The sequence below is a fragment of the Mumia zhuanghuii genome (assembly GCF_042681565.1).
GTDB lineage: Bacteria > Actinomycetota > Actinomycetes > Propionibacteriales > Nocardioidaceae > Mumia.
This window is the reverse complement of sequence record NZ_JBHUFT010000001.1, coordinates 169532-196087: the sequence shown is the minus strand read 5'-3', so window position 1 is coordinate 196087 and position 26556 is coordinate 169532. Positions and strand designations below refer to the sequence as shown.

The 26556-nt window shown below is 69.5% G+C and carries 23 protein-coding genes; 11 read left to right on the top strand and 12 right to left on the bottom strand.

Going from position 1 to position 26556, the window contains the following annotated elements; translation table 11 throughout:
• The 6 genes from yidD to ACFSDF_RS00950 all read left to right on the top strand — a co-directional run bounded on the left by yidD (position 1) and on the right by ACFSDF_RS00950 (position 4678).
• Positions 1 to 258 carry a membrane protein insertion efficiency factor YidD gene (yidD, locus tag ACFSDF_RS00975; protein ID WP_167000730.1) on the top strand — a complete coding sequence of 86 codons (258 nt, stop codon included), beginning with the start codon at positions 1 to 3 and terminating at the stop codon, positions 256 to 258.
• Positions 258 to 1286: a membrane protein insertase YidC gene (gene yidC, locus ACFSDF_RS00970; RefSeq protein ID WP_167000728.1), complete on the top strand. Its 1029-nt coding sequence runs from the start codon at positions 258 to 260 to the stop codon at positions 1284 to 1286. Before yidD ends, yidC begins: the two co-directional genes overlap by 1 nt.
• Complete coding sequence (locus tag ACFSDF_RS00965; RefSeq protein WP_465264185.1) at positions 1279 to 1851, top strand: Jag family protein; 573 nt, start codon at positions 1279 to 1281, stop codon at positions 1849 to 1851. The genes yidC and ACFSDF_RS00965 overlap by 8 nt, the downstream gene beginning before the upstream one ends.
• A 9-nt stretch (positions 1852 to 1860) precedes the next feature.
• Positions 1861 to 2493, top strand: coding sequence for a 16S rRNA (guanine(527)-N(7))-methyltransferase RsmG (gene rsmG, locus ACFSDF_RS00960; protein ID WP_167000726.1), 633 nt, complete (start codon positions 1861 to 1863; stop codon positions 2491 to 2493).
• A 149-nt stretch (positions 2494 to 2642) separates the two neighbouring features.
• Positions 2643 to 3611 (top strand): ParA family protein, encoded by a 969-nt coding sequence (locus tag ACFSDF_RS00955; RefSeq protein ID WP_370465454.1) that lies wholly within the window; start codon positions 2643 to 2645, stop codon positions 3609 to 3611.
• Entirely contained in the window at positions 3608 to 4678 is a 1071-nt protein-coding gene (locus tag ACFSDF_RS00950) for a ParB/RepB/Spo0J family partition protein (protein ID WP_377155701.1), read from the top strand. The genes ACFSDF_RS00955 and ACFSDF_RS00950 overlap by 4 nt, the downstream gene beginning before the upstream one ends.
• Before the next feature lie 146 nt (positions 4679 to 4824).
• Here ACFSDF_RS00950 and trxA read toward each other — a convergent pair whose 3' ends face one another.
• The 5 genes from trxA to ACFSDF_RS00925 all read right to left on the bottom strand — a co-directional run bounded on the left by trxA (position 4825) and on the right by ACFSDF_RS00925 (position 12045).
• On the bottom strand, positions 4825 to 5151 hold the full coding sequence (trxA, locus tag ACFSDF_RS00945) for a thioredoxin (protein WP_279587717.1): 327 nt from the start codon (positions 5149 to 5151) through the stop codon (positions 4825 to 4827).
• 93 nt (positions 5152 to 5244) lie between these two features.
• Positions 5245 to 6198 (bottom strand): thioredoxin-disulfide reductase, encoded by a 954-nt coding sequence (trxB, locus tag ACFSDF_RS00940; RefSeq protein ID WP_182397125.1) that lies wholly within the window; start codon positions 6196 to 6198, stop codon positions 5245 to 5247.
• 138 nt (positions 6199 to 6336) lie between these two features.
• Positions 6337 to 7917, bottom strand: coding sequence for a hypothetical protein (locus ACFSDF_RS00935; protein ID WP_167000720.1), 1581 nt, complete (start codon positions 7915 to 7917; stop codon positions 6337 to 6339).
• A 46-nt stretch (positions 7918 to 7963) separates the two neighbouring features.
• Positions 7964 to 9763 (bottom strand): murein biosynthesis integral membrane protein MurJ, encoded by a 1800-nt coding sequence (gene murJ / locus ACFSDF_RS00930; protein ID WP_377155697.1) that lies wholly within the window; start codon positions 9761 to 9763, stop codon positions 7964 to 7966.
• Entirely contained in the window at positions 9760 to 12045 is a 2286-nt protein-coding gene (locus tag ACFSDF_RS00925; RefSeq protein WP_377155695.1) for a DUF6049 family protein, read from the bottom strand. Before ACFSDF_RS00925 ends, murJ begins: the two co-directional genes overlap by 4 nt.
• Before the next feature lie 75 nt (positions 12046 to 12120).
• Here ACFSDF_RS00925 and ACFSDF_RS00920 point away from each other — a divergent pair, with 75 nt between their 5' ends.
• Positions 12121 to 13578, top strand: coding sequence for a CCA tRNA nucleotidyltransferase (locus ACFSDF_RS00920; RefSeq protein WP_167000714.1), 1458 nt, complete (start codon positions 12121 to 12123; stop codon positions 13576 to 13578).
• On the opposite strand, the gene ACFSDF_RS00915 is transcribed toward ACFSDF_RS00920, so the two are convergent.
• Positions 13571 to 14203 carry a putative glycolipid-binding domain-containing protein gene (locus ACFSDF_RS00915; protein ID WP_208322210.1) on the bottom strand — a complete coding sequence of 211 codons (633 nt, stop codon included), beginning with the start codon at positions 14201 to 14203 and terminating at the stop codon, positions 13571 to 13573. The two genes, ACFSDF_RS00920 and ACFSDF_RS00915, sit on opposite strands and share 8 nt — an antisense overlap.
• Before the next feature lie 308 nt (positions 14204 to 14511).
• Here ACFSDF_RS00915 and ACFSDF_RS00910 point away from each other — a divergent pair, with 308 nt between their 5' ends.
• A complete protein-coding gene (locus tag ACFSDF_RS00910; RefSeq protein ID WP_167000712.1) occupies positions 14512 to 15174 on the top strand; it encodes a M15 family metallopeptidase in 663 nt (220 codons plus the stop codon).
• A gap of 7 nt (positions 15175 to 15181) precedes the next feature.
• On the opposite strand, the gene ACFSDF_RS00905 is transcribed toward ACFSDF_RS00910, so the two are convergent.
• The 3 genes from ACFSDF_RS00905 to ACFSDF_RS00895 form a co-directional block, all read right to left on the bottom strand.
• Complete coding sequence (locus ACFSDF_RS00905) at positions 15182 to 16312, bottom strand: MFS transporter (RefSeq protein ID WP_377155691.1); 1131 nt, start codon at positions 16310 to 16312, stop codon at positions 15182 to 15184.
• A gap of 101 nt (positions 16313 to 16413) precedes the next feature.
• The gene (locus ACFSDF_RS00900) at positions 16414 to 17505 is read right to left on the bottom strand and encodes an inositol-3-phosphate synthase (RefSeq protein ID WP_167000708.1); all 1092 of its coding nucleotides are present in this window, start codon (positions 17503 to 17505) and stop codon (positions 16414 to 16416) included.
• 42 nt (positions 17506 to 17547) lie between these two features.
• Positions 17548 to 18159: a PadR family transcriptional regulator gene (locus tag ACFSDF_RS00895; protein WP_377155689.1), complete on the bottom strand. Its 612-nt coding sequence runs from the start codon at positions 18157 to 18159 to the stop codon at positions 17548 to 17550.
• A 237-nt stretch (positions 18160 to 18396) separates the two neighbouring features.
• Here ACFSDF_RS00895 and ACFSDF_RS00890 point away from each other — a divergent pair, with 237 nt between their 5' ends.
• Positions 18397 to 20688, top strand: a complete 2292-nt coding sequence (locus ACFSDF_RS00890) for a transglycosylase domain-containing protein (RefSeq protein WP_377155687.1) — start codon at positions 18397 to 18399, stop codon at positions 20686 to 20688.
• 2 nt (positions 20689 to 20690) lie between these two features.
• Positions 20691 to 22070 (top strand): hypothetical protein, encoded by a 1380-nt coding sequence (locus ACFSDF_RS00885; protein ID WP_377155685.1) that lies wholly within the window; start codon positions 20691 to 20693, stop codon positions 22068 to 22070.
• Here ACFSDF_RS00885 and ACFSDF_RS00880 read toward each other — a convergent pair.
• Complete coding sequence (locus ACFSDF_RS00880; protein WP_167000701.1) at positions 22005 to 22955, bottom strand: helix-turn-helix transcriptional regulator; 951 nt, start codon at positions 22953 to 22955, stop codon at positions 22005 to 22007. The two genes, ACFSDF_RS00885 and ACFSDF_RS00880, sit on opposite strands and share 66 nt — an antisense overlap.
• A gap of 61 nt (positions 22956 to 23016) precedes the next feature.
• Between ACFSDF_RS00880 and ACFSDF_RS00875 the strand changes: the two genes are divergently transcribed.
• Complete coding sequence (locus tag ACFSDF_RS00875) at positions 23017 to 24153, top strand: epoxide hydrolase family protein (protein WP_167000700.1); 1137 nt, start codon at positions 23017 to 23019, stop codon at positions 24151 to 24153.
• Positions 24154 to 24170: 17 nt separating this feature from the next.
• Here ACFSDF_RS00875 and ACFSDF_RS00870 read toward each other — a convergent pair whose 3' ends face one another.
• Both ACFSDF_RS00870 and ACFSDF_RS00865 read right to left on the bottom strand, forming a co-directional pair.
• Positions 24171 to 25235 carry an alanine racemase gene (locus ACFSDF_RS00870; protein WP_167249627.1) on the bottom strand — a complete coding sequence of 355 codons (1065 nt, stop codon included), beginning with the start codon at positions 25233 to 25235 and terminating at the stop codon, positions 24171 to 24173.
• Positions 25236 to 25261: 26 nt separating this feature from the next.
• Positions 25262 to 26404, bottom strand: coding sequence for a lipid II:glycine glycyltransferase FemX (locus tag ACFSDF_RS00865; RefSeq protein ID WP_167000696.1), 1143 nt, complete (start codon positions 26402 to 26404; stop codon positions 25262 to 25264).
• Positions 26405 to 26556: the final 152 nt, after the last annotated feature.

Below are 26556 nucleotides of genomic sequence, written 5' to 3'. Positions count from 1 at the left end.
ATGAAGTCCATCCTGATCGGCCTCTTGAAGGCGTACCGGTTCGCCATCAGCCCGTTGTACGGGCAGGTGTGCCGCTACTACCCGTCGTGCTCGGCGTACGCGCTCGGCGCGGTCGAGGAGCACGGTGCGATGCGAGGCAGCTGGATGGCAGTGCGACGTATCGGTCGGTGCCATCCGTGGGCCGCCGGCGGCTACGACCCCGTTCCCCCCCGATCCGCAGCAGGCGGATCTTCCCCGACTCCACCGCGAGGGGTTTGATGTTCGACGCGATCGGCAACTTCTTCGACACCATCATGCAGCCGCTGTACTACGTGGTCTCGGCGATCATGGTGGCGTGGCACTGGCTGCTCAGTGAGATCGGGATGGACCCCGACTCTGGCTGGACGTGGGCACTGTCCATCATCGGTCTGACGATCACGATCCGGATGCTGCTCATCCCGCTGTTCGTGAAGCAGATCAAGGCGAGCCGCAACATGCAGATGCTGCAGCCCAAGATCCGTGAGCTGCAGAAGAAGTACGGCCATGACCGTGAGCGTATGGCCCAGGAGCAGATGAAGCTGTTCCGTGAGGCCAACACGAACCCGTTTGCTTCGTGTCTGCCGCTCATCTTGCAGATGCCGATCTTCTTTGCGCTCTTCCGGGTGATCGACCACGCTGCCCGCGGCAACGCCTACGGTGTCCTCACCGACAGCCAGGCTGAGTCGATCCAGAACGCGACCTTCCTCGGCGTGCAGATCGCGAGCCGGTTCACCGACGACAACGTCCACATCAAGATCGTCACGGCGATCCTCGTCGTCCTGATGACGGCGACCACCTTCCTCACCCAGCGCCAGCTGATGATGAAGAACATGCCGAAGGACGCGCTGTCCGGTCCGTACGCCCAGCAGCAGAAGCTCCTTCTCTATGTGCTCCCGTTCGTGTTCGCCATCGGCGGCATCGCCTTCCCGGTGGGTGTCCTGCTCTACTGGACGACATCGAACGCGTGGACGATGGGTCAGCAGTTCTACGTCATCCGCAACAACCCGGCGCCTGGCACGCCTGCGTTCGAGGCGAAGCGTGAGCGCGACAAGCGGCACGGCAAGCTGAAGGAAGAGCCACTTCCGGAGGTCACGGAGAAGCCGTCCGATGCACCGCGTCGTCAGCAGCCCAAGAAGAAGACACGAGAGCAGCGCAAGAAGGGGAGTGCTCCCCGCGGTCAGGGTCGGACCTCCGGCCCCGACTCTTCAGCGAAGAACGATGACTCCTCGGACTCCGGGTCCGGAGAGGGAGGTGGAAGCGGTGACTGAGACGTCACACGACACGAATGCCACGGCCACGGAGCCGGACGACGCCGTCCTCGATGCAGATCCCGAGGTCGATGACGCGCCTGAGGACGAGGGTTCACGGAGCAAGCGCGTCGCGCGCCTTGAGAACGAGGGTGATATCGCGGCGGACTTCCTTGAGGAGCTCCTCGACATCGCTGATCTCGATGGCGATCTCGATATGGACGTCGAGGGCAACCGAGCGTCGGTGTCCCTCGTCGGCGGCGACCTGGGGACACTCGTCGGTCGAGACGGCGAAGTCCTCGAGGCTCTTCAGGAGCTGACGAGGCTGGCGGTCTACCGCGAGACCGGTGAGCGGAGCCGCCTGATGCTGGATGTGGACGGGTTCCGCGCACGGCGTCGTGACGTCCTCACGCGACTTGCCGAGGAGAGCATCTCTCGGGTCCGAGACTCCGGTCAGGAGCTTCGACTCGACCCGATGTCGCCGTTCGAGCGGAAGGTCGTCCACGACGCCGTTGCTGCTGCTGGCCTGACGAGCGAGTCGGAGGGCCAGGAGCCCAATCGTCGCGTCGTCATCCTTCCTGGGTGACGTTCACTCATGGATGTTTCACGTGAAACATCGCCACCACCCGAGGCGGCCGCCGTATTCGGCGGTCGCCTCGATCTGGCTCGGCGCTATGTAGACCTTCTTTCGACTGACGGCGTCGTCCGCGGTCTGATTGGCCCACGCGAGGTCCCGCGCATCTGGACCCGCCACGTGGTCAACTGCGCACTGCCCGCGACGGATCTCCCCGCCGGCGCTTCGATCGCTGATGTGGGAAGCGGTGCGGGTCTGCCCGGTCTGGTGTGGGCGATCATGCGTCCAGACGTCAAGATCACACTCATCGAACCCCTCCTGCGACGAACCACCTTCTTGTCCGAGGTCGTCGACGAGCTCGGTCTCAGCCATGTGGAGGTCCGTCGTGGCCGCGCAGAGGAGATCAAGGAGCGGTACGACATCGTGACATCACGGGCCGTCGCTTCCTTGGGGAAGCTCGTCCGTTGGTCGATGCCGCTGGTGCGGCCCGGCGGCCAGATGCGCGCGATCAAGGGGTCGGCGGCCGAGGCAGAGATCGAGGAGTCACTCTCCACAATCCGCGCGGCGGGTGGGACAAACCCACGAGTCGCGTCGTACGGTGAGGGAGTCGTCGAGACGCCCACGACCATCGTCATCATCGACAAGGCGGGTTAGATGCCAATCCTCCACATCGCGCACGGGCTCGGTTACCCGTGGTGGTCACCCAAGACGGATGCTCTCTCAGACGACGTCCTGCGCACCCCGGTCGGTTGGCAGCGACCGCCTGTTTCACGTGAAACAAAGACCCCTGAGGAGATGGCTGCGTGAGCGAGCCCTACGTACCCCCGATCGTCCCGCGTGCCTCCGATCTCGCTCACTCGGGCGGGCTCGCCACCGACACCCCGCTTGCCCAAGAGGTAGCTGCTTCGCTGCAGCGCCAGCACGATGCCGAGGCTGCCGCGCCGATGCCGCGTCCGCCGGCCACCCGCGTGCTGATCGTCGCGAACCAGAAGGGCGGCGTCGGCAAGACGACGACGACGGTCAACGTGGCGGCAGCGATGGCGACACACGGCCTGCGGGTGTTGGTCATCGACCTCGATCCGCAGGGCAATGCCTCGACGGCGCTGAACGTGGATCACAGCGCGGACACCCCTGGTGTGTACGAGGTGCTGGTGGACGGACAGAAGATCGATGATCTGATCCAGGCGTGCCCGGACGTCGAGAACCTGGATGTCCTCCCGGCGTCGATCGCACTCGCCGGGGCGGAGATCGAGCTTGTCCCGATGGTCGCTCGCGAAACACGTCTGCGGCGGGCGCTGGACGACTTCCTTGCACGGAACGCGCAGGCTGACCGCCCGTACGACTATGTGTACGTCGACTGCCCGCCGTCGCTCGGCCTTCTCACCGTCAACGCCCTTGCGGCGGCACGTGAGGTCATGATCCCGATTCAGTGCGAGTACTACGCCCTCGAGGGTCTGTCGCAGCTGATCAAGACCGTTGACATGGTCCAGGATCAGCTCAACCCCACGCTGAACCTCAGCACGATCCTCTTGACGATGTACGACGCTCGGACGCGCCTCAGTGCAGGTGTCGCCGACGAGGTTCGCACCTACTTTTCCGACCGCGTGCTCAAGACGGCAATCCCGCGGTCAGTCCGTATCTCCGAGGCGCCGAGCTATCAGCAGACGGTCATCACTTACGACCCGAGCTCGCCCGGGTCGCTGTCCTATCTCGAGGCGGCGCGAGAGATTGCGGAGGCTGCATCGACGCTCGACCTGGGGGATCAGTCATGAGTCAGCAACGACGTGGACTCGGCCGTGGCCTCGGCGCCCTCATTCCCACCGCCCCCGCAGATGTTTCACGTGAAACCACGCAGCCGGCCCCGCTGAGCGAGCACACCGACAACGGCGTGAGCACCTCTCCGGCGTCGGCTGCTGACACTCCGCCCGCAAGCTCATCGACCGGAGACGCCACTCCGGGCGACGCAGCCCTGGACAGCTCGCCCCTGCCGGTGGTCGAGGGGCTCCGACCCGTTGAGGGTGCACGTTTCGCGGAGATCCCGGTCGACCACGTCTCCCCGAACCCGCGGCAGCCGCGCGAGGTGTTCGACGAGGAGGCGATGGCGGAGCTCGTCCACTCGATTCGCGAGATCGGACTGCTCCAGCCGGTCGTCGTCCGGACCGTCGGCGACAACACCTACGAGCTCGTCATGGGCGAGCGTCGTTGGCGCGCGACCAAGGAAGCCGGGCTCGACACGATTCCGGCGATCGTGCGCGATACCTCGGACGAGGACCTCCTGCGCGATGCGCTTCTGGAGAACCTTCATCGCGCACAGCTGAATCCGCTCGAGGAGGCAGCGGCGTACCAGCAGCTCCTCGACGATTTCGGGTGCACGCATGAGGAGCTCGCGACCCGTATCGGACGGTCACGCCCGCAGATCAGCAACACCCTCCGCCTGCTTCGCCTCACTCCGGCGGTGCAACGCCGCGTCGCTGCGGGAGTGCTGAGCGCCGGACACGCGCGGACGCTTGTGGCGGTCGTCGACAGCGTGCGGCAGGAAAGGCTCGCTCAGCGGGTCGTCGCAGAAGGGCTCTCCGTCCGCTCGCTCGAGGAGATCGTCGCGATGGGAGAGGACCTCGCGGACGAGCCCGACCGCCGGCAGCGTCCTCGGCGCATCGTCGCCCCGAGGCTGACGGACCTCGCAGACCGGCTCGCAGACCGCTTCGACACGCGAGTGAAGGTCGACCTCGGCAAGACGAAGGGCAAGATCACGGTCGAGTTCGCGTCGATCGACGACCTCGAGCGCATCGTGACGTTGATGGACCCGGCCAAGCGAGGGAACGGTCCAGCGTCGGCATAGCGCTGAATCAATGAGGGAATTCATCTATTTGTCGACAAGTAGACTCAAGAACATGACTTCTTGCGGCGCCGCTCCGCGAAGGGCGACGACGAAGGGCCCGCACCGTCAGGTGCGGGCCCTTCGTCTGCGGCTGTGAGGTCGTCAGATCAGCTGACGAACGCGTCGAGCTCCTTGAGCAGGAGGCTCTTGGGCTTCGCGCCGATGATCGATTGGACGATCTCACCGTTCTGGTAGACGTTGAGTGTCGGGATCGACGTCACCCGGTAGGAAGCCGGGGTCTGCGGGTTCTCGTCGACATTCATCTTGACGATCGTGATCTTGTCGCCGTACTCGGCAGCGATCTCTTCGAGGATCGGCGAGACCTGGCGGCACGGACCGCACCACTCCGCCCAGAAGTCGACGAGCACGGGCTTGTCAGAGCCCAGCACGGTGGTCGGGAACTCGGCGTCAGTGACGGCCTGGATGTTGCCCACGGTTGCTTCTCCTTCGGATTGTCAGACGGCGGGTTCGATGAGTCTGTCTGGTGAAACGCCCTCAGGAGCGAGTCGATTCCCGAGGACCGGCGCTCACGCGGTGGCGAGCTCGGCGTGCTCGAGGTCGGCGATGTAGCGCTCGGCGTCGAGGGCGGCGGAGCAGCCGGTGCCTGCGGCGGTGACCGCCTGGCGGTAGGTGTGGTCGACGAGGTCGCCGGAGGCGAAGACGCCGGGCACATTCGTCCGGGTCGAGCCGGGCTGGACGAGCACGTAGCCCTCGGCATCGAGGTCGACCTGACCCGCGAGCAGCTCGGAGCGCGGATCGTGGCCGATCGCGATGAACAGACCCGTCGCGGGGACGAGGCGCTCCTCGCCGGTCACGGTGTCCTCGAGAACGACACCTTCGAGCGACAGCTCGCCGCGGATCTCCTTGACGGCGGAGTTCCAGGCGAACTCGATCTTGTCGTTCTTGAAGGCGCGTTCCTGCATGATCTTGCTGGCGCGCAGCTCGTCACGGCGGTGGACCAGCGTGACCTTGTCGGCAAAGCGGGTGAGGAAGGTCGCCTCCTCGAGGGCGGAGTCACCGCCGCCGACGACGATGATCTCCTGCTTGCGGAAGAAGAAGCCGTCACATGTGGCGCACCAGCTGACGCCGCGTCCGGACAGCCGGTCCTCACCGTCGATGCCGAGCTTGCGGTAGCCCGAGCCCATCGCGAGGATCACGGCGCGAGCGCGGTGCTCACCGGTCGCCGTACGGACGATCTTGACGTCGCCGGTCAGGTCGACCTCGACGACGTCGTCGGCGACCAGCTCGGCGCCGAAGCGCTCGGCCTGCTGGCGCATGTTGTCCATGAGGGCCGGGCCTTCGATCCCCTCGGGAAAACCGGGGAAGTTCTCGACGTCGGTCGTGTTCATCAGGGCGCCACCGGCGGTGACGGAGCCTTCGAAGACGAGCGGGGAGAGGTTGGCGCGAGCCGTGTACACCGCGGCGGTGTAGCCCGCGGGGCCCGAGCCGATGATGATCACGTTGCGTACGTCAGTGGACATGCTCCGCCTATCGGTCTGCTGTTGCGTGCGGTGTCGGCCGCACTCCACACAACGCATCCTAGGTCGCGGGCATTCCGGCGACGCGGTGCCGTCGGGTGTTGCGGCCCAACGCCGCGGACGACCCGTGCCACCCGGCGGTCACTCCAGGCCGCGGACCGTGACCTCCGCCACCGCACCCTGGAAGATGTCGTTCTCGCGCTCGGGGAGACGGGTGAGCCAGAGCAGCAGGTAGCGCGTGTTGACGGGCTGCGAGAACGACACCGAGGCACCGCTGGGCGCGTCGGCATAGCCGCCGATGCGCTCCATCTGACTGACCTCGGTCGGCGGCTGCGTGCGGCCGGGGGCCGCGTACACCCGGAACGACGTCGGCGAGGCGCCAAACAGCACCTGCATCGCCGTCACGTCGCGCGGTCGTCCGAGGTCGATCAGTAGCCCGACACCGTCCTTCAGTCCGCCAAGGTCGTTGCGGCGGTAGTACTCCATGGTGATCCAGGACGTCGCCGGGTCGCCGTCGGTAGCGAGCTCGACGGTGCTGGGGCTCTCCTCTCCGTCGCCGTCTGGCGCCGGGTCAAAGGACTCCACGTCCTTGATCCCGAGGTCGACCACCGCGCGGCTCGCCTCGGGCGCCGGCTCGTCGGCGGGCGGAGTCGGATTGGTCGGAGCTGAGACGCGGCCGAGGATGAAGGTCAGCGACGCCGCGAGAAGGACGACGACGCCGAGCGCGAGCCAGATGAGACCACGCTCGCCCTTGGCTGAACGCCGCACCTTCGACAGGCCTCGCTCGATGGGTGTCGGCGGTGGGGGTGCGAGCGCGGCAGGCCGGGGCTTCGGCGGGTTCACAGCAGGCGGAGGCTCACCGGCCCCCGTACGGACCGGGTCGTGGCGGTAGAGGTCGGGTGAGGAGCTGGGAGTGACCTCGGGGTCGACAGGCTCCTCCTCGCCGGTGATCGCCAGCTCGAGCGCCACGTCGCGGGCGCTGCGCAGCGGCGGGCGGTGGTGGCGCGGCGGGCGCCCGAGGATCCGGTCGCAGACCGTGTCGACGTCGTGCGAGACACCTGCCCTGACCTGTCGCGGACGCAGGACACGGCCGTGCTCACTCGGGGCAGGTGCGAGCAGTTCGTCGCCGCCGGGGTAGCGCCCGGTCAGACACGCGTACAGGATCTTGCCGAGCGCCTCGACGTCGAGCTGCTCGGCGTAGCCCACGTCGGCGTCGTCCACGTCGTGGTGGGCCGAACGCAGGGCGTGGTCGGTGGCGAGCCCGATGATGCGGATGCCGCCATTCTCCTTGAGAAGCACCGTCGCCGGGCGCAGATGGCGGTGATAGACGCCGGCATCGTGGGCGTGCGCGAACGCGTCGGCGAGCTCGAGGGTGACTGTCGTCGAGCGCGCGTTGGTCAGCGTCGACGGCCCGAGCACGTGGTCGAGCGAGACGGCGCGCGCCCACTCACGGACGAGATAGGTGTGTCCGTGGTCGCCCTCGACGATGTCGAGCACCTGAAGGAAACGTGGGTCGGAGACCGCGGTCGACCGACCGGCCGCGAGCACGAACGCAGTCGCACGGCGGTCGTCGGCACGCACCGCCTGGATGCCGACGTTGCGGTCGAGGACGGTGTCGTACGCCTTCCACGTCACCGCGCCGTCCGACTCCTTGATGAGGTCGTCGAGGCGGTAGCGACCCGTGAGCAGGGTCCCCGAACTCAGTGCCGCGGTCTGGTCCACGCCTCATGCTATCCAGGTCGGGGCGCGTGCTTGCACCACCGCGTGGTCAGCGACGCAGAACGGTCCTCACGACCGAGGTCACCTCGCGGATCCGCAGCAGGGACGCGGCCGCCAGATAGGTCACGGCGCCGAGCCCGCCGAACAGCACGAGCGCGAACAGCGCGTCGAGCTTGCCGTCGCCGTCCAGCCCCAGCGGGCCGGCGAGCATTGCGGCGGAGCCGAGGATCACCGCCCCTGCGAGCACGCAGGCGGTGACCAGACGCACGACGAACCCGACGGCGCTCCAGTCGACGACCGGCCCGATCCGTCGCGACAGCATCGAGATCGCGAGCAGAGAGCCGACCAGGTAGGCGGCTCCGTACGAGAGCGCGAGCACGGCCGAGATCGCGTTCGGCTCGACCTGGGACGCCAGCGTGATCGCGAGCCCGATGTTGACAGCGGCGAGCACGATCTGCAGGAAGAACGGCGTACGGGTGTCCTCGAGGGCGTAGAAGCCGCGCAGGCTCATGTAGTGCAACGAGAAGAAGATGATCGCCGGAGCGAACGCCGCGATCGTGGCCGACACCGTCTCGGTGTTGCCGGCCATCGCACCCCACGATGCCACCACGGTGCCGAGCGGACCCGACAGCGCGAACACCGCGACCGCGATCGGGGCGATCAGCGCCAGGACGAGACGGATGTTGTTGCGGATCTCTGCGCGCATCCGGACGAAGTCCGCCTCGGCAGCGAGCCGCGAGATCAGCGGCATCGTCGCGGTCACGAGGGACACGGTGATGACCCCGTGCGGGACCTGGGTGATGAGGAACGCGCTCGAGTACACCGTGGTGCCGGCCGGGTCGGGGTCGCCGTTGGCCGCGGCGAGCAGGCCCGCGCTCGAGCCGATGCGGGTGACGACGACGAACATCACCTGGTTGACCAGGATGAACGCCAGCGTCCACGCGCCGAGCTTGAGAGTGTGGCCGAGCCCGACACCGCGGAAGTCGAACCGCGGCCGGTAGTGGAAGCCGGCTGCCTTCAGGTACGGGAGGAGGATCAGGGCCTGGACGGCGATGCCGACCGTCGACCCGACACCGAGCATCAGCTCCTGCCCACTGGTGAACCCGTCGGAGCCGTTGCTCCCGCCGTACACGACGAGGTAGGTCCCGAGGACCGCGCACGAGATGACGTTGTTGGCGATCGGCGCCCACATCATCGGCCCGAAGCGACCACGCGAGTTGAGAATCTGGCCGACCAGCACGAATGCGCCGTAGAAGAAGATCTGCGGGAGGCAGTAGCGCATCAGCGTGTACGCCGAGGCGAGCGCGCCCTCGTTGCCCGGGTCGAACAGCATGCCGTCGAAGACGAGCCGGACCAGCAACGGCGCGAACACGACCAGGACCACCGTGGCGATCCCGAGGACGAGGAGGCCGAGCGTGATGATGCGCTGGGCGTACGCCTCTCCGCCGTCGGCGTCGTTCTTCATCGCCCGCACGAGCTGCGGGACGAGGACGACGTTGAAGATGCCGCCGGCGAGCAGGATGTAGAGGGCGTTGGGGATCGTGTTGGCACCGGTGAAGATGTCGGCGTTCAGGCTGCTGCCGATCGCCGCGAAGATGAGTGCCGATCGGACGAACCCGGACAAGCGAGACACGATGGTCCCGGCGGCCATGAGGACGCTCGCCGAGAGCAGGCCCGTCGAGGTGCGACGTTCCGCCTCCGCGACGGCCTCGCTGGTCTGGGTCACCTCCTGGACCGCGTCGGCCTCAGCGGCCAGGAACGGCGCATCCTCGGCGGTGGCCGTCTGCGCCGGCGTGGGTGCGGGCCTGCCCGACCTCCGGTCGCGGCGCGAGAGCCTGTGCTTGCTCATGCGTCTGTCTCCTGCTCCGACCGGGCCGGCTCAGTGCTGCTCGCGGGCTCGACTGTCGGATCGGGCTCGGCGTCACCCTCGAGCTCGCCCTCGGTCTCGTCATGGAGCGTCTCGACCTTGCGCCCCTTGACGACCCGGCGAACGACAGCGATGACGACCAGCAGCATGGCGAGGCCGAAGAAGAACCAGATCACCCGACCGACCACGCTCGAGCGGACCGTGAAGCGGGCCGGCTCGCTCAGCTCGCTGCCGCCGGACGTCACCAGTGCGGCCGTGAACGTGGTCGTCGTCGCCTGCCCCACGTCGGCCGAGACGGTGATCGTGACGCTCTGGCCTGCCGAGATCTGCTGCGGAGCGATGTCCTCGATCCGGGCGCTCGCGTCGTCGGAGGTGAAGCGCACACCGACGGTGACCGGTGACGACAGGCTGTTGGTGATCGTGATCGGGAAACGACCTGAGGAGCCCGAGAGGGTGACGAACGAGGACGCCGAGACGCTCACCCGATCGAGGACCCGCTCGACCGACGCAGCCTGCGCCTCGGCGTGCTGGACACCACGCGTACGAGCGCCGCGCCAGTCTTGGGAGACCGCCAGCGACGCGCTCTGGGCGTAGAAGACGTCACGCCCGACGTCGTCGCCGAGGAGCTCGCTCACCACGCTCCCGCTGTCGACGATGCGTGCCGCCGCGGCGACCTGCTCCTCGGTGATCGGGCGTTGGTTGGTGCGCGGGGGCAACGCGATGCGGCCCGTCCACCGACGGCTGCCCGAGCCGAGCAGCGCGTCGGCGGCCACGGGGCGTATCCACGCCGCGTCGAACACGTCGTGGAACTGCGCACGCGCCCACTCGCTGCCCGGGTCGAACGACGCGGACGGGAGGACGACGATCCGCCGCGAGCTGTCGCCCAGCGCGCCGAGTGCCGCGCGTGAGGCGATCCGCTGCCGCAGGGCGAGCGTCGGGTTGGTGGCCGACGACACGGCCTGGAGTCCCGGGTCGACGACGACGACGTCCATCGGCGCGCCACCGACCTCTGCGCGCAGCGCCGTGCCGTCGTCAGGCGTCCAGCCGGGGAGGACCTCGGGGGAGAGAATCGCCAGCTCCGTGCCGAGCTGTCGGGAGCCTGCGAGCCGGCTGGCGTTGCTGATGCCGTTGGGCGGCCAGGAGACCGTGCGCGCCGTGATCCCGAACTGCGCAAGCGTTGCCTGTGTCGCCGTCGTGGCCGCCTCGACGACGGTCGCGCCGGACTCGCCCGCGCTGCGCCGGGTGATCGCGAACGAGTCGGGCCGGCCGTACGGAACCGCCCATACGGGGTGGCGCTGGGCGTACGACACCAGGTCCGTGAGGAACGTTGCCACACGCTGCCGCGCGCCGCTGGTCTCCGGCTGCGCTTCGGGATCGGCCTGCTCCGGCGCGTCGGCGTCGGGGGACGGCGTCGGCTCGCCTTCGGGGACGTACAGCGCCGTCCCGCCGGGCCCGCCCTGACGGTTCGGGCCGTACGAGTCGGCGGCGATGTCCCGCAGGGCGTCGAGCAGCGCGGGGTCGAGCAGCACCGTCGACGGGGACGAGTCGTCCGAGCGTGCCAGGTCGAGCAGGCGCCGCAGCCTGCCACCGGGGGAGACCGACTGGACCAGCCCGGCGGTGTCGACGTACCGGTTGCGCTCGTCGCGCTGAACGGGCGCAATGAACGGCCACACCATCGACACCCGCGCGGCCGCCGCAGCCGCGTCGCCGACGAACGGGATGCTCGTGTAGGACCGACCGACGGCGTCCGGTGACCGGGTGCCGTCCGGGCCGGTGGCGAGCACGTGCACCCCCACCGGATAGACGCCCTCGGAGGTCACTCGCAGCTCGGCGTACGGCACCTGGAGCTGGAAGGTGGTGGTGTCGCCCGGAGCCAGGTCACCGGCCGCGACGACCGCGCCACCGCTCGTGTGGCGGGTGCCGGTGACCTCGGCCGACGGGTGTCCGAGCGCCTCGTCGAGGTCGGCCGCATCGTCGAGCGGCACCGACGGCATCACGAGGTGCACGCGCAGCCGGCTCCAGGCCTTCGACGACGGGTTCGTGATCCGCCCGCTGATCGTCAGCGTGTCGCCCTCCGACAGCGTGGCCGGAGAAAGCGCGTCGATCGTGACGGCGAGCCGGTCGGCATCGGCGGCGCGGGCGGGGGCGACGACCGTGGCGGTCGGGAGCAGCGCTGCGAGCACGGCGATCAGCGCGGTCGCCAGCAGCCCCCGTACGGCGCCGCGGTGCGCGGGACGGGAGGAGCAAGCTTCGGCGCGTGTCATCGGGGCAATGCTAGAGCGACCGGTCGAATCGGCGGACCCAGCCACTGTCAAGGCCGCACCGTAGAATGGCGGGTCATGGCCACAGCCTCCCCTTCCCCCGCGCTGCACGATCCCGGGGCAGCACTCACCGACCGTCTCGTCGCGGCCCCCGAGGTCCTCGAGCTGGCCCGCCGCTTCAGTGAGGCCGGTCACACGTTGGCCCTGGTCGGCGGCCCTGTGCGTGACGCCGTCCTCGGGCGGCCGACCCAGGACTGGGACGTCACGACCTCTGCTCGCCCTGACGACACCGAGCGCATTCTCGACGGGTGGGCCGACGCGACGTGGGACGTCGGCCGTGAGTACGGCACCATCGCCGCGCGCAAGGGCGACCTCCAGATCGAGGTCACGACCTACCGCAGTGAGGAGTACGACATCTCCTCACGCAAGCCGCACGTCTCGTACGGTGACTCCCTGGAGGGCGACCTCTCGCGACGCGACTTCACGGTGAACGCGATGGCGTACCTCCTCGAGTCCGGGACGTTCGTCGATCCCTTCGGCGGCCTCGCCGACCTCGACGCGCGGCTCCTCCGGACGCCGGTGTCGCCGACCCAGTCGTTCGACGACGATCCGCTGCGCATGATGCGGGCCGCGCGCTTCGTCGCGCAGCTCGGCTTCACCCCGGTCGAGGAGGTCGTGGCGGCGATGACGGCGATGGCCGAGCGGATCACCATCGTGTCGGCCGAGCGCGTGCGCGACGAGCTCAACAAGACGCTGCTCGCCGACCACCCGCGCGACGGCCTCACGCTGCTCGTCGACACGGGCATCGCCGAGTACGTGCTCCCCGAGCTCCCCGCGCTGCGTCTCGAGCGCGACGAGCACCACCGCCACAAGGACGTGTACGACCACTCGTTGACGGTCCTCGAGCAGGCGATCGCGCTCGAGGAGCGGCTCCCCGGCGGCGGGCCGGACCTGGTGGCCCGGCTCGCGGCGCTGCTGCACGACATCGGCAAGCCCAAGACACGCCGCTTCGCCGACGACGGCTCGGTCACCTTCCATCACCACGACGTCGTCGGGGCCAAGCTCGCCCGCAAACGGCTGCGCGAGCTGCGCTACTCCAACGAGGTCGTCGACGAGGTCACCACGCTCGTCGAGCTGCACCTGCGATTCCACGGGTACGGCACCGGTGAGTGGACGGACTCCGCGGTGCGGCGGTATGTCCGCGACGCCGGAGACCAGCTCGAGCGGCTCCACGTGCTCACCCGCGCCGACTCGACCACGCGCAACCGCCGCAAGGCCGAGCGGCTCCAGCGCACCTACGACGACCTGGAGCAGCGCATCGCCGTGCTCGCGGAGGCCGAGGAGCTCGACAAGATCCGCCCCGACCTCGATGGCAACCAGATCATGGGGATCCTCGGCGTCGGACCGGGCAAGGTGGTCGGCGAGGCGTACCGGTTCCTCATGGACCTCCGTCTGGACCGCGGCCCCCTCGGCGAGGACGCGGCACGCGAGGCGCTCCTCGCGTGGTGGGCCGCCCGCGAGGGCGGCGTCAGCTGAGCGTCGCCCGGTACGCCAGCTGCGGGTAGTCGACGACGACGCCGTCGCGGTCCACGGTGAGGTCGCCGACGAAGTCACGGCTCGCGCTCGCGTACCGTACGACCGCGTGGCCGGCCTCCTCGTCGTACGGGGCGACCGTCCCGTAGCGCTGCTCGCTGCGGATCACCGCGAGCGACGGCAGGTCGACCCACGCCATCACGTGCGCGATCTCGGGTCCGGGCGGTGCGGTCACGAGGCTGTGGCGCAGGATCGGCATCGTGTTCGTGACCGGGCACAGCGCGATGTCGCAGTCGAGCGCTCCGGCCACAGACTCCGGGTCGGCGAGTCCGGGCGCCTCGGCGGGACCGCCGTCGCCGTGCTGCTCCGCGAGGCCGGTCCACGCGTCGCCGTCACGGACGAGGGCGAGGCGGCGCGACCAGCCGGTTCCGTGGACGCTGACGTCGAGTCGGCGCGTCACCCAGTCGTCGCCGGTGACGAGCGACCACGCGGCGACGTACGACGACGCGCGCGAGGTGCCTCGGGCGATCAGGGTCCGGTCGTCGAGCGCAAGGGTCGCCGCCTCCACCCGCTCGGGGTCGTCCTCGGCACCGGTCCAGGTCACGTTGCGCAGCGTTCGTCCGTCCACGTCATGACCATGGCATCGCGGGCCGCGCGTCGCTAGTCTGGCGTCCGCGGGGGACGCGCGAGAGGACCACGGTGGCCGGACGGCATGCTGCTCCGAGCCGTGCCGAGCCTGCGACCCCGCACGCCGGCACGGATGCCGACCTGCCCGCGTCGGAGGACCCGCCCACCCGCCCTGAGCGCTCGTCCCGCGCTGCGACGGCGGCGGGTGGGCGGCGTGCGCAGACCAGGAGGCGGGGCGCCGGACGGGGCGCTGGACGGGGCGCTGGACGGGGCGAAAGCCCGGGCCCGCGCCGGCCTCGGTTCCGCCGCGTGCGACGCCTCGCCGTCCTCGTTCTCGTGGTCGCGATGGCCGTCCCTGCCGTGCGCTACGTCCTGGACGAGCGGGAGCGCGCTGCCCACGAGGCCGCCGTCGCGCGCGCGATCGCGCAGGAGGTCGACAAGCGCGCCTCGCACGAGGCCGCCGAGGTCCGCAGCAGCCGGGGGATGAGCGAGGCCGGTCGTGCGGTCGCCGAGCGGATGCTGATCCTCACCTCCTGCGCGTCCACCGGATCGCAGCCCTCGGGCCCGAACGGCCGCCTGCCAGCCTCGGCGCTGTGCACGGTGCCGCCGTCCGGCACCGAGCTGCGTGCTGACGCCGCCGAGGCCTGGGCGAGCCTGCAGGAGGCCTTCAAGGAGGCGCACGGACGCTATCCGTGTGTGAACAACGGCTACCGCAGCTATGCGCAGCAGGCCAAGATGCACGCCTCGAACCCGGGCATGGTCGCACCGCCGGGCACCAGCAACCACGGTCTCGGCCTCGCGCTCGACCTCTGCACGAACAGCGACGGCCAGGCTGGGACGGCGGCATGGGCGTGGATGGATGCCCACGCCTCGGCGTTCGGCTGGGACATCCCGTACTGGGCGCGCCCCGGCGGCTCACGACCGGAGCCGTGGCACTGGGAGTACGTCGCGTCCGGCGACCGCGTGTCCTGACCGCGGTTCACGCCACGAGCAGCGCTGCCAGGGCGGCACCGGCGACGTACGTGATGTTGTTGAGGACGTCGTAGAGCACGAAGACGCGGCCGAGGTACTGCTCGTCGACCTCGCGCTGCACCACCGTGTCGGTACGGATCTTCCACACCTGGTGGACGAGCCCGAACGCGAACGCCTGCACGAACCACGCCGTGACCGTCCCGCCCCCGACCAGCGGGGGCGCCGTGAGCAGGGTGAGCCCGACCGCTCCCGCGACGACGGTCCAGCGACCGATCCCGAGCCGGTGCGCGAGCCACGGGGTGCTGACGGCACCCAGCGCGAACCCTGCCGCGACACCGGCCGCCGCCACCGCAGCCTCCGCGTCGTCACCTCGCCCCGCCGTCGCCGCGAAGGCCAGCAGGGTGAACCCGCCGTACGCGACCCGCAGTGCGCCGAACGTGAGCAGTGCGGCGCTCGCGCGGCGGCGGCTCCACAGGTGGGCGAGGGCATCGGCGAGGTCACGCAGCACGTCACCGGGGCGCGGCGGACGGCTGCCGGCGTCCGGGCCGAGCGCGGCCCGACCGAACCCCCTGGCGAGGAGCGACGCCGTGACCGTCAGCAGCGTGCTCGCGACGAGGACGACGGGCGAGCCGGCGCCGAGCGCGAGCAGCAGCGCCCCGGCGCCGAGCCCGGTCGCGTGCGCCGTCGCCCCGAGCGTCGGGCCGACGGTGTTGGCGTCGACGAGGCGGTCCTGCGCCACCACGTGCGGGACGCTCGCCGACAGGCAGGCGAGCAGCAGCCGGGCGAACCCGAGCGCGACGAGGACCAGGACGTACACGGGCCAGTCGGCACGCTCGGCCGACAGCCACGCAACGAGGGCGACAGAGGCAACGACCCCGGCCCGTACGGCCTGGGCGGTGACCAGGATGCTGCGGCGCAGCCACCGGTCGAGCACCAGCGAGACGAACGGGGCGAGCACGCTGAACGGCAGCAGCACAATCGCGAGCACGAGCACGAACCGTCCCGACGAGCGCTGTGCCTCGGGTGACAGCAGCACCAGCCACGCGAGACCCGCCTGGAACAGACCGTCGCCAGCCTGGCTCGCCACGCGGACGCCGAGGAGCCGGACGAAGCCGCGGGTCCACAGGCTGGTGCGCACGCGCTCACTATCTCAGCGGCACCGGGAACGCCGAACGGCGCGGACCCGACCAGGGATCCGCGCCGTTGGGCGTGGTTTCGACAGGCTCAACCAGCGTGGTGTCAGCGCTCTTCGGTGCCGGCGATGAACGCCTCGAGCTTGGCACGCCCGAGATCGTCCGGACGCTGCACCGGCGGGGACTTCATCAGGTACGACGAGGCCGAGATCAGCGCGCCGCCGATGCCGCGATCCTTGGCGATCTTGGCCGCACGGATCGCGTCGATGATGATGCCGGCGGAGTTCGGGGAGTCCCAGACCTCGAGCTTGTACTCGAGGCTCAGGGGGACGTCACCGAACGCGCGACCCTCGAGACGGACGTACGCCCACTTGCGGTCGTCGAGCCACTGGACGTAGTCCGACGGGCCGATGTGGACGTTCTTGTCGTCGATCTTGCCGGCGAGCGGACCGTTGAGGTTCGAGGTGACGGCCTGCGTCTTCGAGATCTTCTTGGACTCCAGGCGATCACGCTCGAGCATGTTCTTGAAGTCCATGTTGCCGCCGACGTTGAGCTGGTACGTCCGGTCCAGCGTCACGCCGCGGTCCTCGAACAGCTTGGCCATCACGCGGTGGGTGATGGTCGCGCCGACCTGGCTCTTGATGTCGTCGCCGATGATCGGGACGCCCGCGTCCTCGAACTTCTTGGCCCACTCGGGGTCGGAGGCGATGAACACCGGCAGGGCGTTGACGAAGGCGACGCCCGCGTCGATCGCGCACTGCGCGTAGAACTTGTCGGCGGCGTCCGAGCCCACCGGCAGGTACGACACGAGGACGTCTGCCTTCGTGTCCTTGAGCACCTGCACCACGTCGACCGGCTCGGCGTCGGACTGCTCGATGGTCTCGAGGTAGTACTTGCCGAGCCCGTCGAGGGTGTGGCCGCGCTGCACGGTCACACCGGTCGGCGGGACGTCGGCGATCTTGATGGTGTTGTTCTCGCTGGCCTGCGTCGCCTCGGCGAGGTCGAACCCGACCTTCTTGGCATCGACGTCGAACGCTGCGACGAACTCGACGTCCTTGACGTGGTACTCACCGAACTGGACGTGCATGAGGCCAGGAACGGTGCCCTCAGGATCAGCGTCCTTGTAGTACTCGACGCCCTGGATGAGCGACGTGGCACAGTTGCCGACGCCCACGATCGCTACGCGTACCGAACCCATGGGGTCCTCCTCCTCGGGGGCCGCTGGCCCCGCTCTCTCGTCCTAGCCACCGTTGTCCGGCGGCGATGTCTTCGATCTCGTCTGGTCCCACGATCCGCCCGGCTGCTTGCCGGAGCGCTCCGCGTCGATCAGACCGGTCAGCCAGCGCACCTCGCGCTCGACCGACTCAAGGCCGTGGCGCTGCAGCTCCAACGTGTAGGCGTCGAGCCGTTCACGATTGCGCTGTGCCGTGCTGCGCACACGTTCGAGCCGCTCCTCGAGGCGACTCCTTCGTCCCTCGAGGATGCGCACACGGGTACGGGAATCGGTGCGCGAGAAGAAGGCGAAGTGGATGCCGAAGGTCTCGTCCTCCCACGACGAGGGGCCCGACGCCGACAGCAGGTCGCTGAAGTGCTCCTTGCCCTCGGCGGTGAGCCGATAGACGATCTTTCCCCGCCGTCCCCGTGCTGCCACGGCCGTCTCGGCAGGGTCGTCGGCCACGATGTAGCCCTTCTTGCCGAGCACCTTCAGGCACGGGTAGAGCGTGCCGTAGGACAGCACCCGAGACCACCCGAGCAGGGCGTTGAGCTCCTTGCGCAGCTCGTACCCGTGCATTGGGGTGTCATGGAGCAGCCCGAGTACGGCGAACTCGAGTGCAGCACCGCGCCTGGCCACGACGACCCCCTTCGCATTCCTCCTCGGCAGCCGGTCTCGACTGCCGATTGGATATATCGTTGCGATACATCGAACCAGATGTCAATGCGTGCTCGTGACACCGGGTCCGTGGCGCGGGGGTTTTGGTTCAACCTCGAAGTTGGGCACACTTGCTCGATGGGCCGTGCTCCGGCACGCCTGTGGCCTGCCCTGTGAAGGGCGGCATCCCCCCGGCAGCAATCCAGAGGAGTACGACGCGTGGCGAACCAGTCGCACGGCGGACCCGTGAACCCGCGCTCGAGGAAGGCCCAGCCCGCCTCACGGGCCGGCTCTCGATCCCGCACGGCCCCCAAGCCCGGCAACGGCGGCCGGTCCGCCGAAGAAGGCAAGCCCCGCAAGCCGCTCTGGCGCCGCATCGTCAAGTGGGGACTCATCACCGGCGTGGTGATGTTTGTCCTCGGGATCGCCGGCCTGTTCTTCGCGTACCGCGCGGTGTCCATCCCCGACGCGAACGCCGAGTTCCTCACGCAGACCACCAAGGTCTACTACTCCGACGGCAAGCACAAGATCGGCGACTTCCAGACGCAGAACCGTACGTCGATCACGTTCGACGAGATGCCGCAGACGATCAAGGACTCGGTCGTCGCGGCGGAGGATCGCAGCTTCTACACGAACCAGGGCCTCGACTTCAAGGGAATCGCCCGCGCCCTGCGCGACAACGCGACCACCAACTCGACGTCCGGCGGATCGACCATCACGCAGCAGTACGTGAAGGTTCTCTACCTCACCCAGGACCGCACCTGGAGCCGCAAGGCCAAAGAGGCGATCCTCTCGATCAAGGTCCACAACCAGATGTCGAAGGAGGAGATCCTCGAGGGCTACCTCAACACGATCTACTTCGGCAACGGTGCGTACGGGGTCGAGGCCGCGTCACAGACCTACTTCGGCCAGAAGGCCGCCAAGCTGACCGCACCGCAGGCTGCGCTGCTGTCGTCGGTGATCAACAACCCGAGCGCGTTCGACCCGTACGACGAGGACGACCACGACCGTCTGATGGGTCGCTACAGCTATGTCATCGACGGGATGCGCAAGGCCGGCAACATCACTGAGGAGGAGTACGCGAAGTACTCCGCGAAGCTCCCCAAGGTCCAGAAGCAACGCCAGTCCAACCGCTTCGGCGGCACCAGGGGCTTCCTTCTGCGCCTCACCGAGCAGCAGCTGCGCAAGGAGGGTTTCGACGACACCCAGATCAACGGCGGCGGGCTCAAGGTCGTCACGACGTTCGACTACGACGCCCAGAAGGCCGCGGTCGAGTCCGTCAAGGAGATGAAGCCCGAGGGCCTCAAGGAGCTCAACGTCGCGCTGTCCTCCGTCGACCCCGAGACGGGGGCGCTGCGGGCGATGTACGGCGGACCGAACTACCTCAAGAGCCAGCTCAACTGGGCGATGCTCGGCTCGCAGCCCGGGTCGTCCTTCAAGCCGTTCGCGGTCGCCGCGGCGCTGAGCGACGGCTACGGCCTCAAGACCCAGCTGAACGGCTCGTCGCCGCTGCGCCTCAAGGGTGACGCCGAGATCGAGAACCAGGGCGACTCCGGTGGCCGCTCGTTCGGGCCGGTCTCCCTGGAGTACGCGACGCAGGAGTCGGTCAACACCGCGTTCGTCGACCTCACGTACGACGTGATGGACGACGGCGGCGACAAGACCATCGAGGCCGCGCGTCGAGCCGGCGTCTCCGCGGCTGCGGTCAAGCGCTACGACCCGAGCGTCGCCGTCGTCTCCCTCGGTTATGCGCCCGTCCCCAACGTCGACATGGCTGCCGCGTACGCGACCTTCGCCAACGAGGGCAAGCAGAACGACTGGTACGTCATCGAGCGGGTCCGTGACCGTGAGGGCAAGGACCTCCACAAGCACACCGTCCGCTCCAAGGAGGCGTTCTCCAAGGCGGTCGCCTCCGACGTGACCAAGGCGCTCCAGGACGTCGTGCGCTCGGGCAGCGGCACCAACGGGAGCACGATGTGCCCGACCGCCGGCAAGACCGGCACCGCGACGTTCCAGAAGGTCGAGGACGGCAAGGAGGTCGGCAGCGCGCACGTCTCGAGCTCGTGGTTCGTCGGCTACACGCCCAAGCTGTCGACGGCCGTCATGTACGTCCGCGGCAAGAACGGCAACGAAGCCCTCAACGGCTACATGCCGACGTTCTACGGTGGCCAGTACCCCGCCAAGACCTTCAAGACCTTCATGGACAAGGTTCTCGACGGCGGCGACTGCGGCGAGTTCCCGCCGCCGGCCAACATCAAGTCGACCAAGGGCAAGACGTTCGTCCCGACGCCGACAGCGACCGAGGAGACGAAGAAGCCGAAGCCGGACCGTCCGGACCGTCCGAGCCGCCCGACGCGTCCGACCCGACCGGCACCCACCCAGCCGACGCTGCCGACGGAGCCGACAGAGCCGGATCCGACGCGTCCGACGCGTCCGACGCAGCCCACGCTGCCCACCGAGCCGGAGCCGCCCGAGGAGACCGACGGCCCAGGTAACGGCTGGGGCGGCTGACGATGGCGGGACCGGCGGGGGGCCGGGCCCGTCCCAGCCGGTGGTGGACGCCGGTCCGCATCCTGCTCGCGACGGCGATGCTCGTCGGGACGCTCGGGCTCGTCACCAAGGGCCCGTGCGCCGTCGACTCCGGGAGCCGGTGGTTCAGTGCGAAGCCGGTCGCGGGCGGAGCCTCGTACGCACGGCTGTGCGCGAGCGAGCTGCCGCAGGAGTACGCGACCACGGGGCTCGCCGAACGGGTCGCCCCCTGGTCGGAGGCCGGTGGCAGGTGGCCCGTCAACGCGGTCACGCTGCCGGTCGGGGCGCTGCAGCACGCGACGGCCGCGGTGGTGCACACCCTCGCGCGATCCGATGTCGACGCCCGCGCTGCACGGGACGCGACGGAGGTCGAGCGCGACCGCTCGGTGCGCCGCGAGGCCGTCGCGTACACCGGGCTGGTCGCGGTCGGGAGCCTCCTGCTCCTCCTTCTCGCACTCGTGGCGCTCGCCCGCTCCGCGCTCTCGACGAACGCCACGCGGCCGTGGCCCTCGTGGTCGCGTCCGGTCGCGTCGCTGATGCCGTTGGCCGCGTCCCCGCTGATCGCGCTCCTCATCGGCGTCGGCTGGGATCTCGTCGGGGTCGCCCTCGTGGCCTGGGGGCTGGCGGCCTGGACCGCGGGACGTGCGCGCCTGGCTGGTCTGGTGCTCGGCGTCGCGGTGCTCGCCGCGTGGTGGCCGGTCGTGGTCCTGCTCGTCCTCGGCGCCACCGCGCTGCTCCGGCACGGTGCCGCCGCGGGACGCCTGCTCGGCTCGGCGACGCTCACGGTGGCCGTCGGTGGTGTGGTGGCGTTCGCGGTGACGGCGGGCGACGCCGTCACCGAGCCCGTACGCCGGTGGCTCGACCATGAGGGCGGCGTCGGGTCGCTGTGGGCGGTGCTGGCCGAGCTCGGGGTGGATGTGTCGTCGACGGTCGTCGTCCCGATCGTGATCGGGCTGTGGGCGTTCGCGGTGTCCGTGACCTTCCTCTATGCGGCACGCTCGGGTGACGTGTCGCAGACCGCGCGCTACGCGTTCGTCCTGCTCGCGGCGCTGCTTCTCGTGGGGACGACATACGCACCTGGCTACGCCCTGTGGCTGCTGCCCCTCGCGGTGCTCGCGCACCCGGTGTGGCGCGACCTCCTGTGGTGGCAGGCAGCGGAGGTGTTCCTCGTGGTGGCGACGTGGTGGCACCTCGGCGACGTCACGAAGCCCGCCGGGGACACCGCCGACGTGGTCTACGTGGTCGCGATCGCGCTGCACGTGGTGGCGACGGTGTGGCTCGCGGCGCGCATGCAGCGGTCAGCCGCCGGCCGCGGCGTACCGGCGTCCGAGCAGCCGAACGTGGTCGATCAGCTCGGGCGGTGAGTCGACCCGGAAGTCCAGCCCGAGCATCCCGACGTACACGGCGAGGATCTCGATGCTGTCGGCGCCGGTGACGAGCACGCTGGTGTGCTCGTCGACCTCCTCGACGACCCCGACCGCGTCGTTGATGCGGGAGCGCACCTCCTCAGCGGGTGCGAGCACCGTGATGCGTGCGTGCACCGACCAGCCGCCCGACGCGATCTCGCGCACCACGAACGTCGTGTAGTCGTCGACGGCCATCGGGCGTGGCGCGAAGCGCGGCTGGGGCATCGCGCTGATCTCCGCCCAGTCCACCCGAAGGGCACGCCACCTCGCGGTGCGCACCTCACGGGCGACGAGGTACCAGCGCCGCTGCCACGTGATCACCCGGTACGGCTCGACGTCGAGACGCTCGCCCTCGTACGTGAGCCGCAGCCGCTCCTCGTCGCGGATCGCATCGGCGATGCGGGAGAGGGTCTCCGGGGCGATCTTGGGGTCCTCCACGTTGCTGTCGGTGTTGACCGGCCCTGCGCTCACGGTGTCGGTGATCGCCTCGACCCGGCGGCGCAGGCGGTGCGGGAGCACCTGCTCGAGCTTGGCGAGCGCACTCGCAGAGCTCTCCTCGATGTCCGTGATGCCGTGGGCCGCGCGCAGCCCGATCGCGACAGCCACCGCCTCGGCGTCGTCGAGGAGCAGCGGCGGGAGCTTCGCGCCGGGCCCGAGCCGGTAGCCGCCCGCAGGGCCGCGTGCGCCGTCGATCGGGTAGCCGAGGTCACGCAGCCGGTCGACGTCGTTGCGGATGGTGCGCGGGGTGACGTCGAGCCGTTCGGCGAGATCGGCGCCCGCCCATGCCGGGCGGGACTGGAGCAGTCCGAGCAGGGCGAGCAGGCGAGCGGACGTCTCCAACATTCTCCCGATCATGCCATAGATGAGGAACGATCCGTACCTGAATGCTTTGTACTGTCCTTTCATGAGCACACACGAGAACACCAGCACCCGACCCTTCCGCATCGAGGTCGCCCAGGCCGACCTGGACGACCTCGACGACCGGCTCGCCCGGACGCGCCTCCCCGCAACGGCCCCCGGCGACGACTGGACCTACGGCGTCCCGAACGCCTACCTCGCCGACGTCATCGAGCACTGGCGCACAGGATTCGACTGGCGCGAGGTCGAGGCTCGGCTGAACGCGTACGACCAGTTCCTCACCGAGATCGACGGGCAGACGGTCCACTACCTGCACGTCCGCTCGGACGAGGAGAACGCGACCCCGCTCCTGCTCGCCCACTCCTACCCCGGCTCGGTGTACGACTTCATCGAGATGATCGACCCCCTCGTCGACCCGGTCGCCCACGGCGGCCGCGCCGAGGACGCCTTCGATGTCGTCGTGCCGTCCATGCCCGGCTTCGGCTTCAGCACCCCAGTCGTCGATCGCGGCTGGACGATGGCGCGGATCGCGCAGACCTATGACACGCTGATGCGACAGCTCGGCTACGAGTCGTACGGGTCGCACGGGAGCGACGGCGGCGCGATGGTGTCGCGCGAGCTCGGCCTGAGGGAGCCCGAGGGCTTTCTTGGCCTGCACGTCATGCAGCTGTTCTCGTTCCCGACCGGTGCGCCCGGCGAGATGGACGGGTTCGGGCCGAAGGAGTTCGCGGCGCTGGAGCACCTGCAGTGGTTCCAGTCGGTCGGGGGCTACAACGCGATCAACGCGTCGCGTCCGCAGACCGTCGCCGTCGGTGTGTCCGACTCACCGGTCGGGCAGCTGGCGTGGAACGAGCTGTTCCAGTCGTTCGGCGACGGGACGAGCCTCCTGACGACGGACCAGATCCTCGCCGAGGTCACGCTCGAGTGGCTGACGAACACGTCGGCGACGGCCGGGCGCTACCACTACGAAGAGGCGCACCGCGATGCGAAGCCCGAGGTCAACCACTCTCGTACGGGGGTCGCGGTCTTCGCGGACGACTTCAAGACGATCCGGGCGTTCGCCGATCGCGACAACGACAACATCGTGCACTGGAGCGAGTTCCCCGAGGGCGGGCACTACGCCATGCTCGAAAAGCCGCAGGAGCTGGTGGCGGACATCCGCACCTTCTTCGCCACCGCCTGACCCAAACTGCAAGACCGCTAGGGCAGGTCGACGGCGTCGAAGGTCGTGGTCGTCATGCGCACCTCGAGCTCGACCTCTTCGCCGACCTCCGGCACCGCGACGCCGGAGGGGAGCAGGATCATGCTCGCCTGCATGTGCGGCGGCTCGACGAACCAGCGTTGCTTGCCGCCCACGACGAACGGCGACAGCGCGAGCCCCGCAGCGCCGAGCCCGCCTTTCGCGACGGACGTGGCGCGCTGCTTGAGCGTCGTGGCCGCCGTCGGCGCCTCGAGCCCGATGCCGTGCGAGGTGCCGCCGGACACGACGAGCACCGTGCCTCCGGCCGGGAGCGGGCGCTGGCGGTAGCCGATCCGCTCGCCCCGCTCGACGACGTGGGAGTCGAGGACGAGGCCGGTGACCCGGAACGCACCCCGGTCGCCGAGCCACAGCGCGGTGCCGACGCGGGGCCGTACGGACAGGCCCGGCCGGCGCTCGGCCAGCTCGCGCACCTCGCGGTCGGACAGGTGCGAGACGGTGAACAGCGGGGTCCCGGAGACTGCCGGTGCGAGCTTCGACGCCTCGAACGCCGCCGCCCACCGGTCGGCCTCGGCGAGATTGTCCTCGGAGAGCGGGAGGTGGATCGAGAAGCCGATCAGCCGCAGGCGTCCGAGCGCGTCGGCAGCCGCGGTGAGTGCGTGCCGGTCGACGCCGTGACGCGCCATCGCCGTCTCGCCCTCGAGGACGATCCGCGTGCCCTCCGGCGCCTCGTCGCGCAGCAGCGCCAGGTCTTCGATGCGGCTGACCGTGTGGACGACGCGCGGGTCGTACATCCGCTCGGAGCGCACCGTGTCGGACCAGAACGGGCGCCACGGTGTGAGCACGTGGATGTCGCCCCCGAAGCGCGGGAGGACGTCCATCAGCTCGGCGTACGTCCCGACGGCGACCGTGTCGACCTCGAGCCAGTCCGCACGGCGCGCGAGGGTCCGGTTGCCGAACCCGTACCCGTTGCCCTTGATCACCGGGACGATGCCTTCGTACAGCTCAGCGGTGCCGCGCAGGTGCGCTCGCCAGCGTTCGCCGTCGACGTGGAGCGTGAGAGTCATGGTCAGCCTTCCTCGCGTCGTGTGGGTCAACGCCGCTTCATGTACTGCTGGAACGCCAGATAGAGCAGGCGGTTGACGGGGAGGTCCCACTCGCCGGCGTACTCGACGGCCTGACCGCCGGTGCCGACCTTGAACTGGATGAGCCCGACGTGGCTGTCCTCGGGGTCGAGCGTGTCGGTGATGCCGCGCATGTCGTACACGGTGCACCCATCGGCCATCGCGTCGCGGATCATCTGCCACTGGATCGCGTTGGACCCACGGACCTCCCGCTTGGCGGTGGTCGAGGCGCCGTACGAGTACCAGGCGTGCTGCCCGACCCGGACGAGCGTCGTCGCGGCGACGAGGTCACCCTCGTGGTGGGCGAGGTAGAGACGCATCCGGTCGGGGTCCTCGCCGTTGAGCGCGTCCCACATCGTCTGGAAGTACGACAGCGGCCGCGGCGTGAAGTGGTCGCGCACGGCGGTCTCGGAGTAGATCGCGTGGAACGCCGCCAGGTCGTCCGCGCCGCCGAGGGTCACCTCGACGCCGGCCTTGTCGGCCTTCTTGATGTTGCGGCGCCACAGCTGGTTCATGCCGCGCAGCACCGCCTCCTCCGTACGGGGAGTGCCGTCGGCCTCGGCGAGGGGGAGCCAGAAGTTGTACTTGGGCTGGCCTGCGGTGAACCCGCCCTCGCTGACCTGCTCGCGCCACCCGATCCGGTGCAGCTCGCGGGTCACGGCGATCGCACGGCCGTCGGCCGTCGCCGCAGGGGCGTCGCCGAGCGTGCGCAGCGCCGGGTCGGCGACGGCCTTCTTGACGGTGGCCGCGTCCCACGTCCGCAGGACGACCGGCGGGCCCATGCGGACACCGAACGCGCCCTTGCCTGTGAGGTGCTTCACCATCGGGTCGAGCCACGCGGCGAGTCCTCCGGGACCCTCGACGGCCGAGGCGAAGTCGATGACGGGGCCCTCGGGCAGGTAGGCGAGGTACTTCGCGACCTTCGGCAGCTTGCGGTAGAGCACCAGGCCGGCACCGACGATCTCGCTCCCGTCGAACCAGCCGATCGACTCGCCTCTCCACTCCGGCTTCACCGCCGCCCACGCCGGGGTCTGGAGGAAGCTCGCGGAGGGGAGGGAGGTCAGGTACGCCAGGTGGTCGGCGCTGCTGATCGTACGGACGGTGAGGGACACGGCCACGAGGCTACCGGAGCGCCGTTCGGCCGCCTCGGTGTGGCGAAGCGGCCATGCTGCGAGCGGCTCCACGAATTTGTCTCCGCGCGATGTAAATGTGTGTGACACTCGGCACACCACGTGCGTCGGCTTTGCTCCCGGCGTTCTACGTT

Bases quoted from the DNA above. Each gene is read 5' to 3' on its own strand.
- yidD (WP_167000730.1), top strand. From the start codon at position 1: ATGAAGTCCATCCTGATCGGCCTCTTGAAGGCGTACCGGTTCGCCATC.
- trxB (WP_182397125.1), bottom strand. From the start codon at position 6,198: ATGTCCACTGACGTACGCAACGTGATCATCATCGGCTCGGGCCCCGCG.
- ACFSDF_RS00885 (WP_377155685.1), top strand. From the start codon at position 20,691: ATGGCGGGACCGGCGGGGGGCCGGGCCCGTCCCAGCCGGTGGTGGACG.
- rsmG (WP_167000726.1), top strand. From the start codon at position 1,861: ATGGATGTTTCACGTGAAACATCGCCACCACCCGAGGCGGCCGCCGTA.
- ACFSDF_RS00925 (WP_377155695.1), bottom strand. From the start codon at position 12,045: ATGACACGCGCCGAAGCTTGCTCCTCCCGTCCCGCGCACCGCGGCGCC.
- ACFSDF_RS00870 (WP_167249627.1), bottom strand. From the start codon at position 25,235: ATGACTCTCACGCTCCACGTCGACGGCGAACGCTGGCGAGCGCACCTG.
- ACFSDF_RS00900 (WP_167000708.1), bottom strand. From the start codon at position 17,505: ATGGGTTCGGTACGCGTAGCGATCGTGGGCGTCGGCAACTGTGCCACG.
- ACFSDF_RS00880 (WP_167000701.1), bottom strand. From the start codon at position 22,955: ATGTTGGAGACGTCCGCTCGCCTGCTCGCCCTGCTCGGACTGCTCCAG.
- ACFSDF_RS00950 (WP_377155701.1), top strand. From the start codon at position 3,608: ATGAGTCAGCAACGACGTGGACTCGGCCGTGGCCTCGGCGCCCTCATT.
- murJ (WP_377155697.1), bottom strand. From the start codon at position 9,763: ATGAGCAAGCACAGGCTCTCGCGCCGCGACCGGAGGTCGGGCAGGCCC.
- ACFSDF_RS00875 (WP_167000700.1), top strand. From the start codon at position 23,017: ATGAGCACACACGAGAACACCAGCACCCGACCCTTCCGCATCGAGGTC.
- yidC (WP_167000728.1), top strand. From the start codon at position 258: ATGTTCGACGCGATCGGCAACTTCTTCGACACCATCATGCAGCCGCTG.
- ACFSDF_RS00920 (WP_167000714.1), top strand. From the start codon at position 12,121: ATGGCCACAGCCTCCCCTTCCCCCGCGCTGCACGATCCCGGGGCAGCA.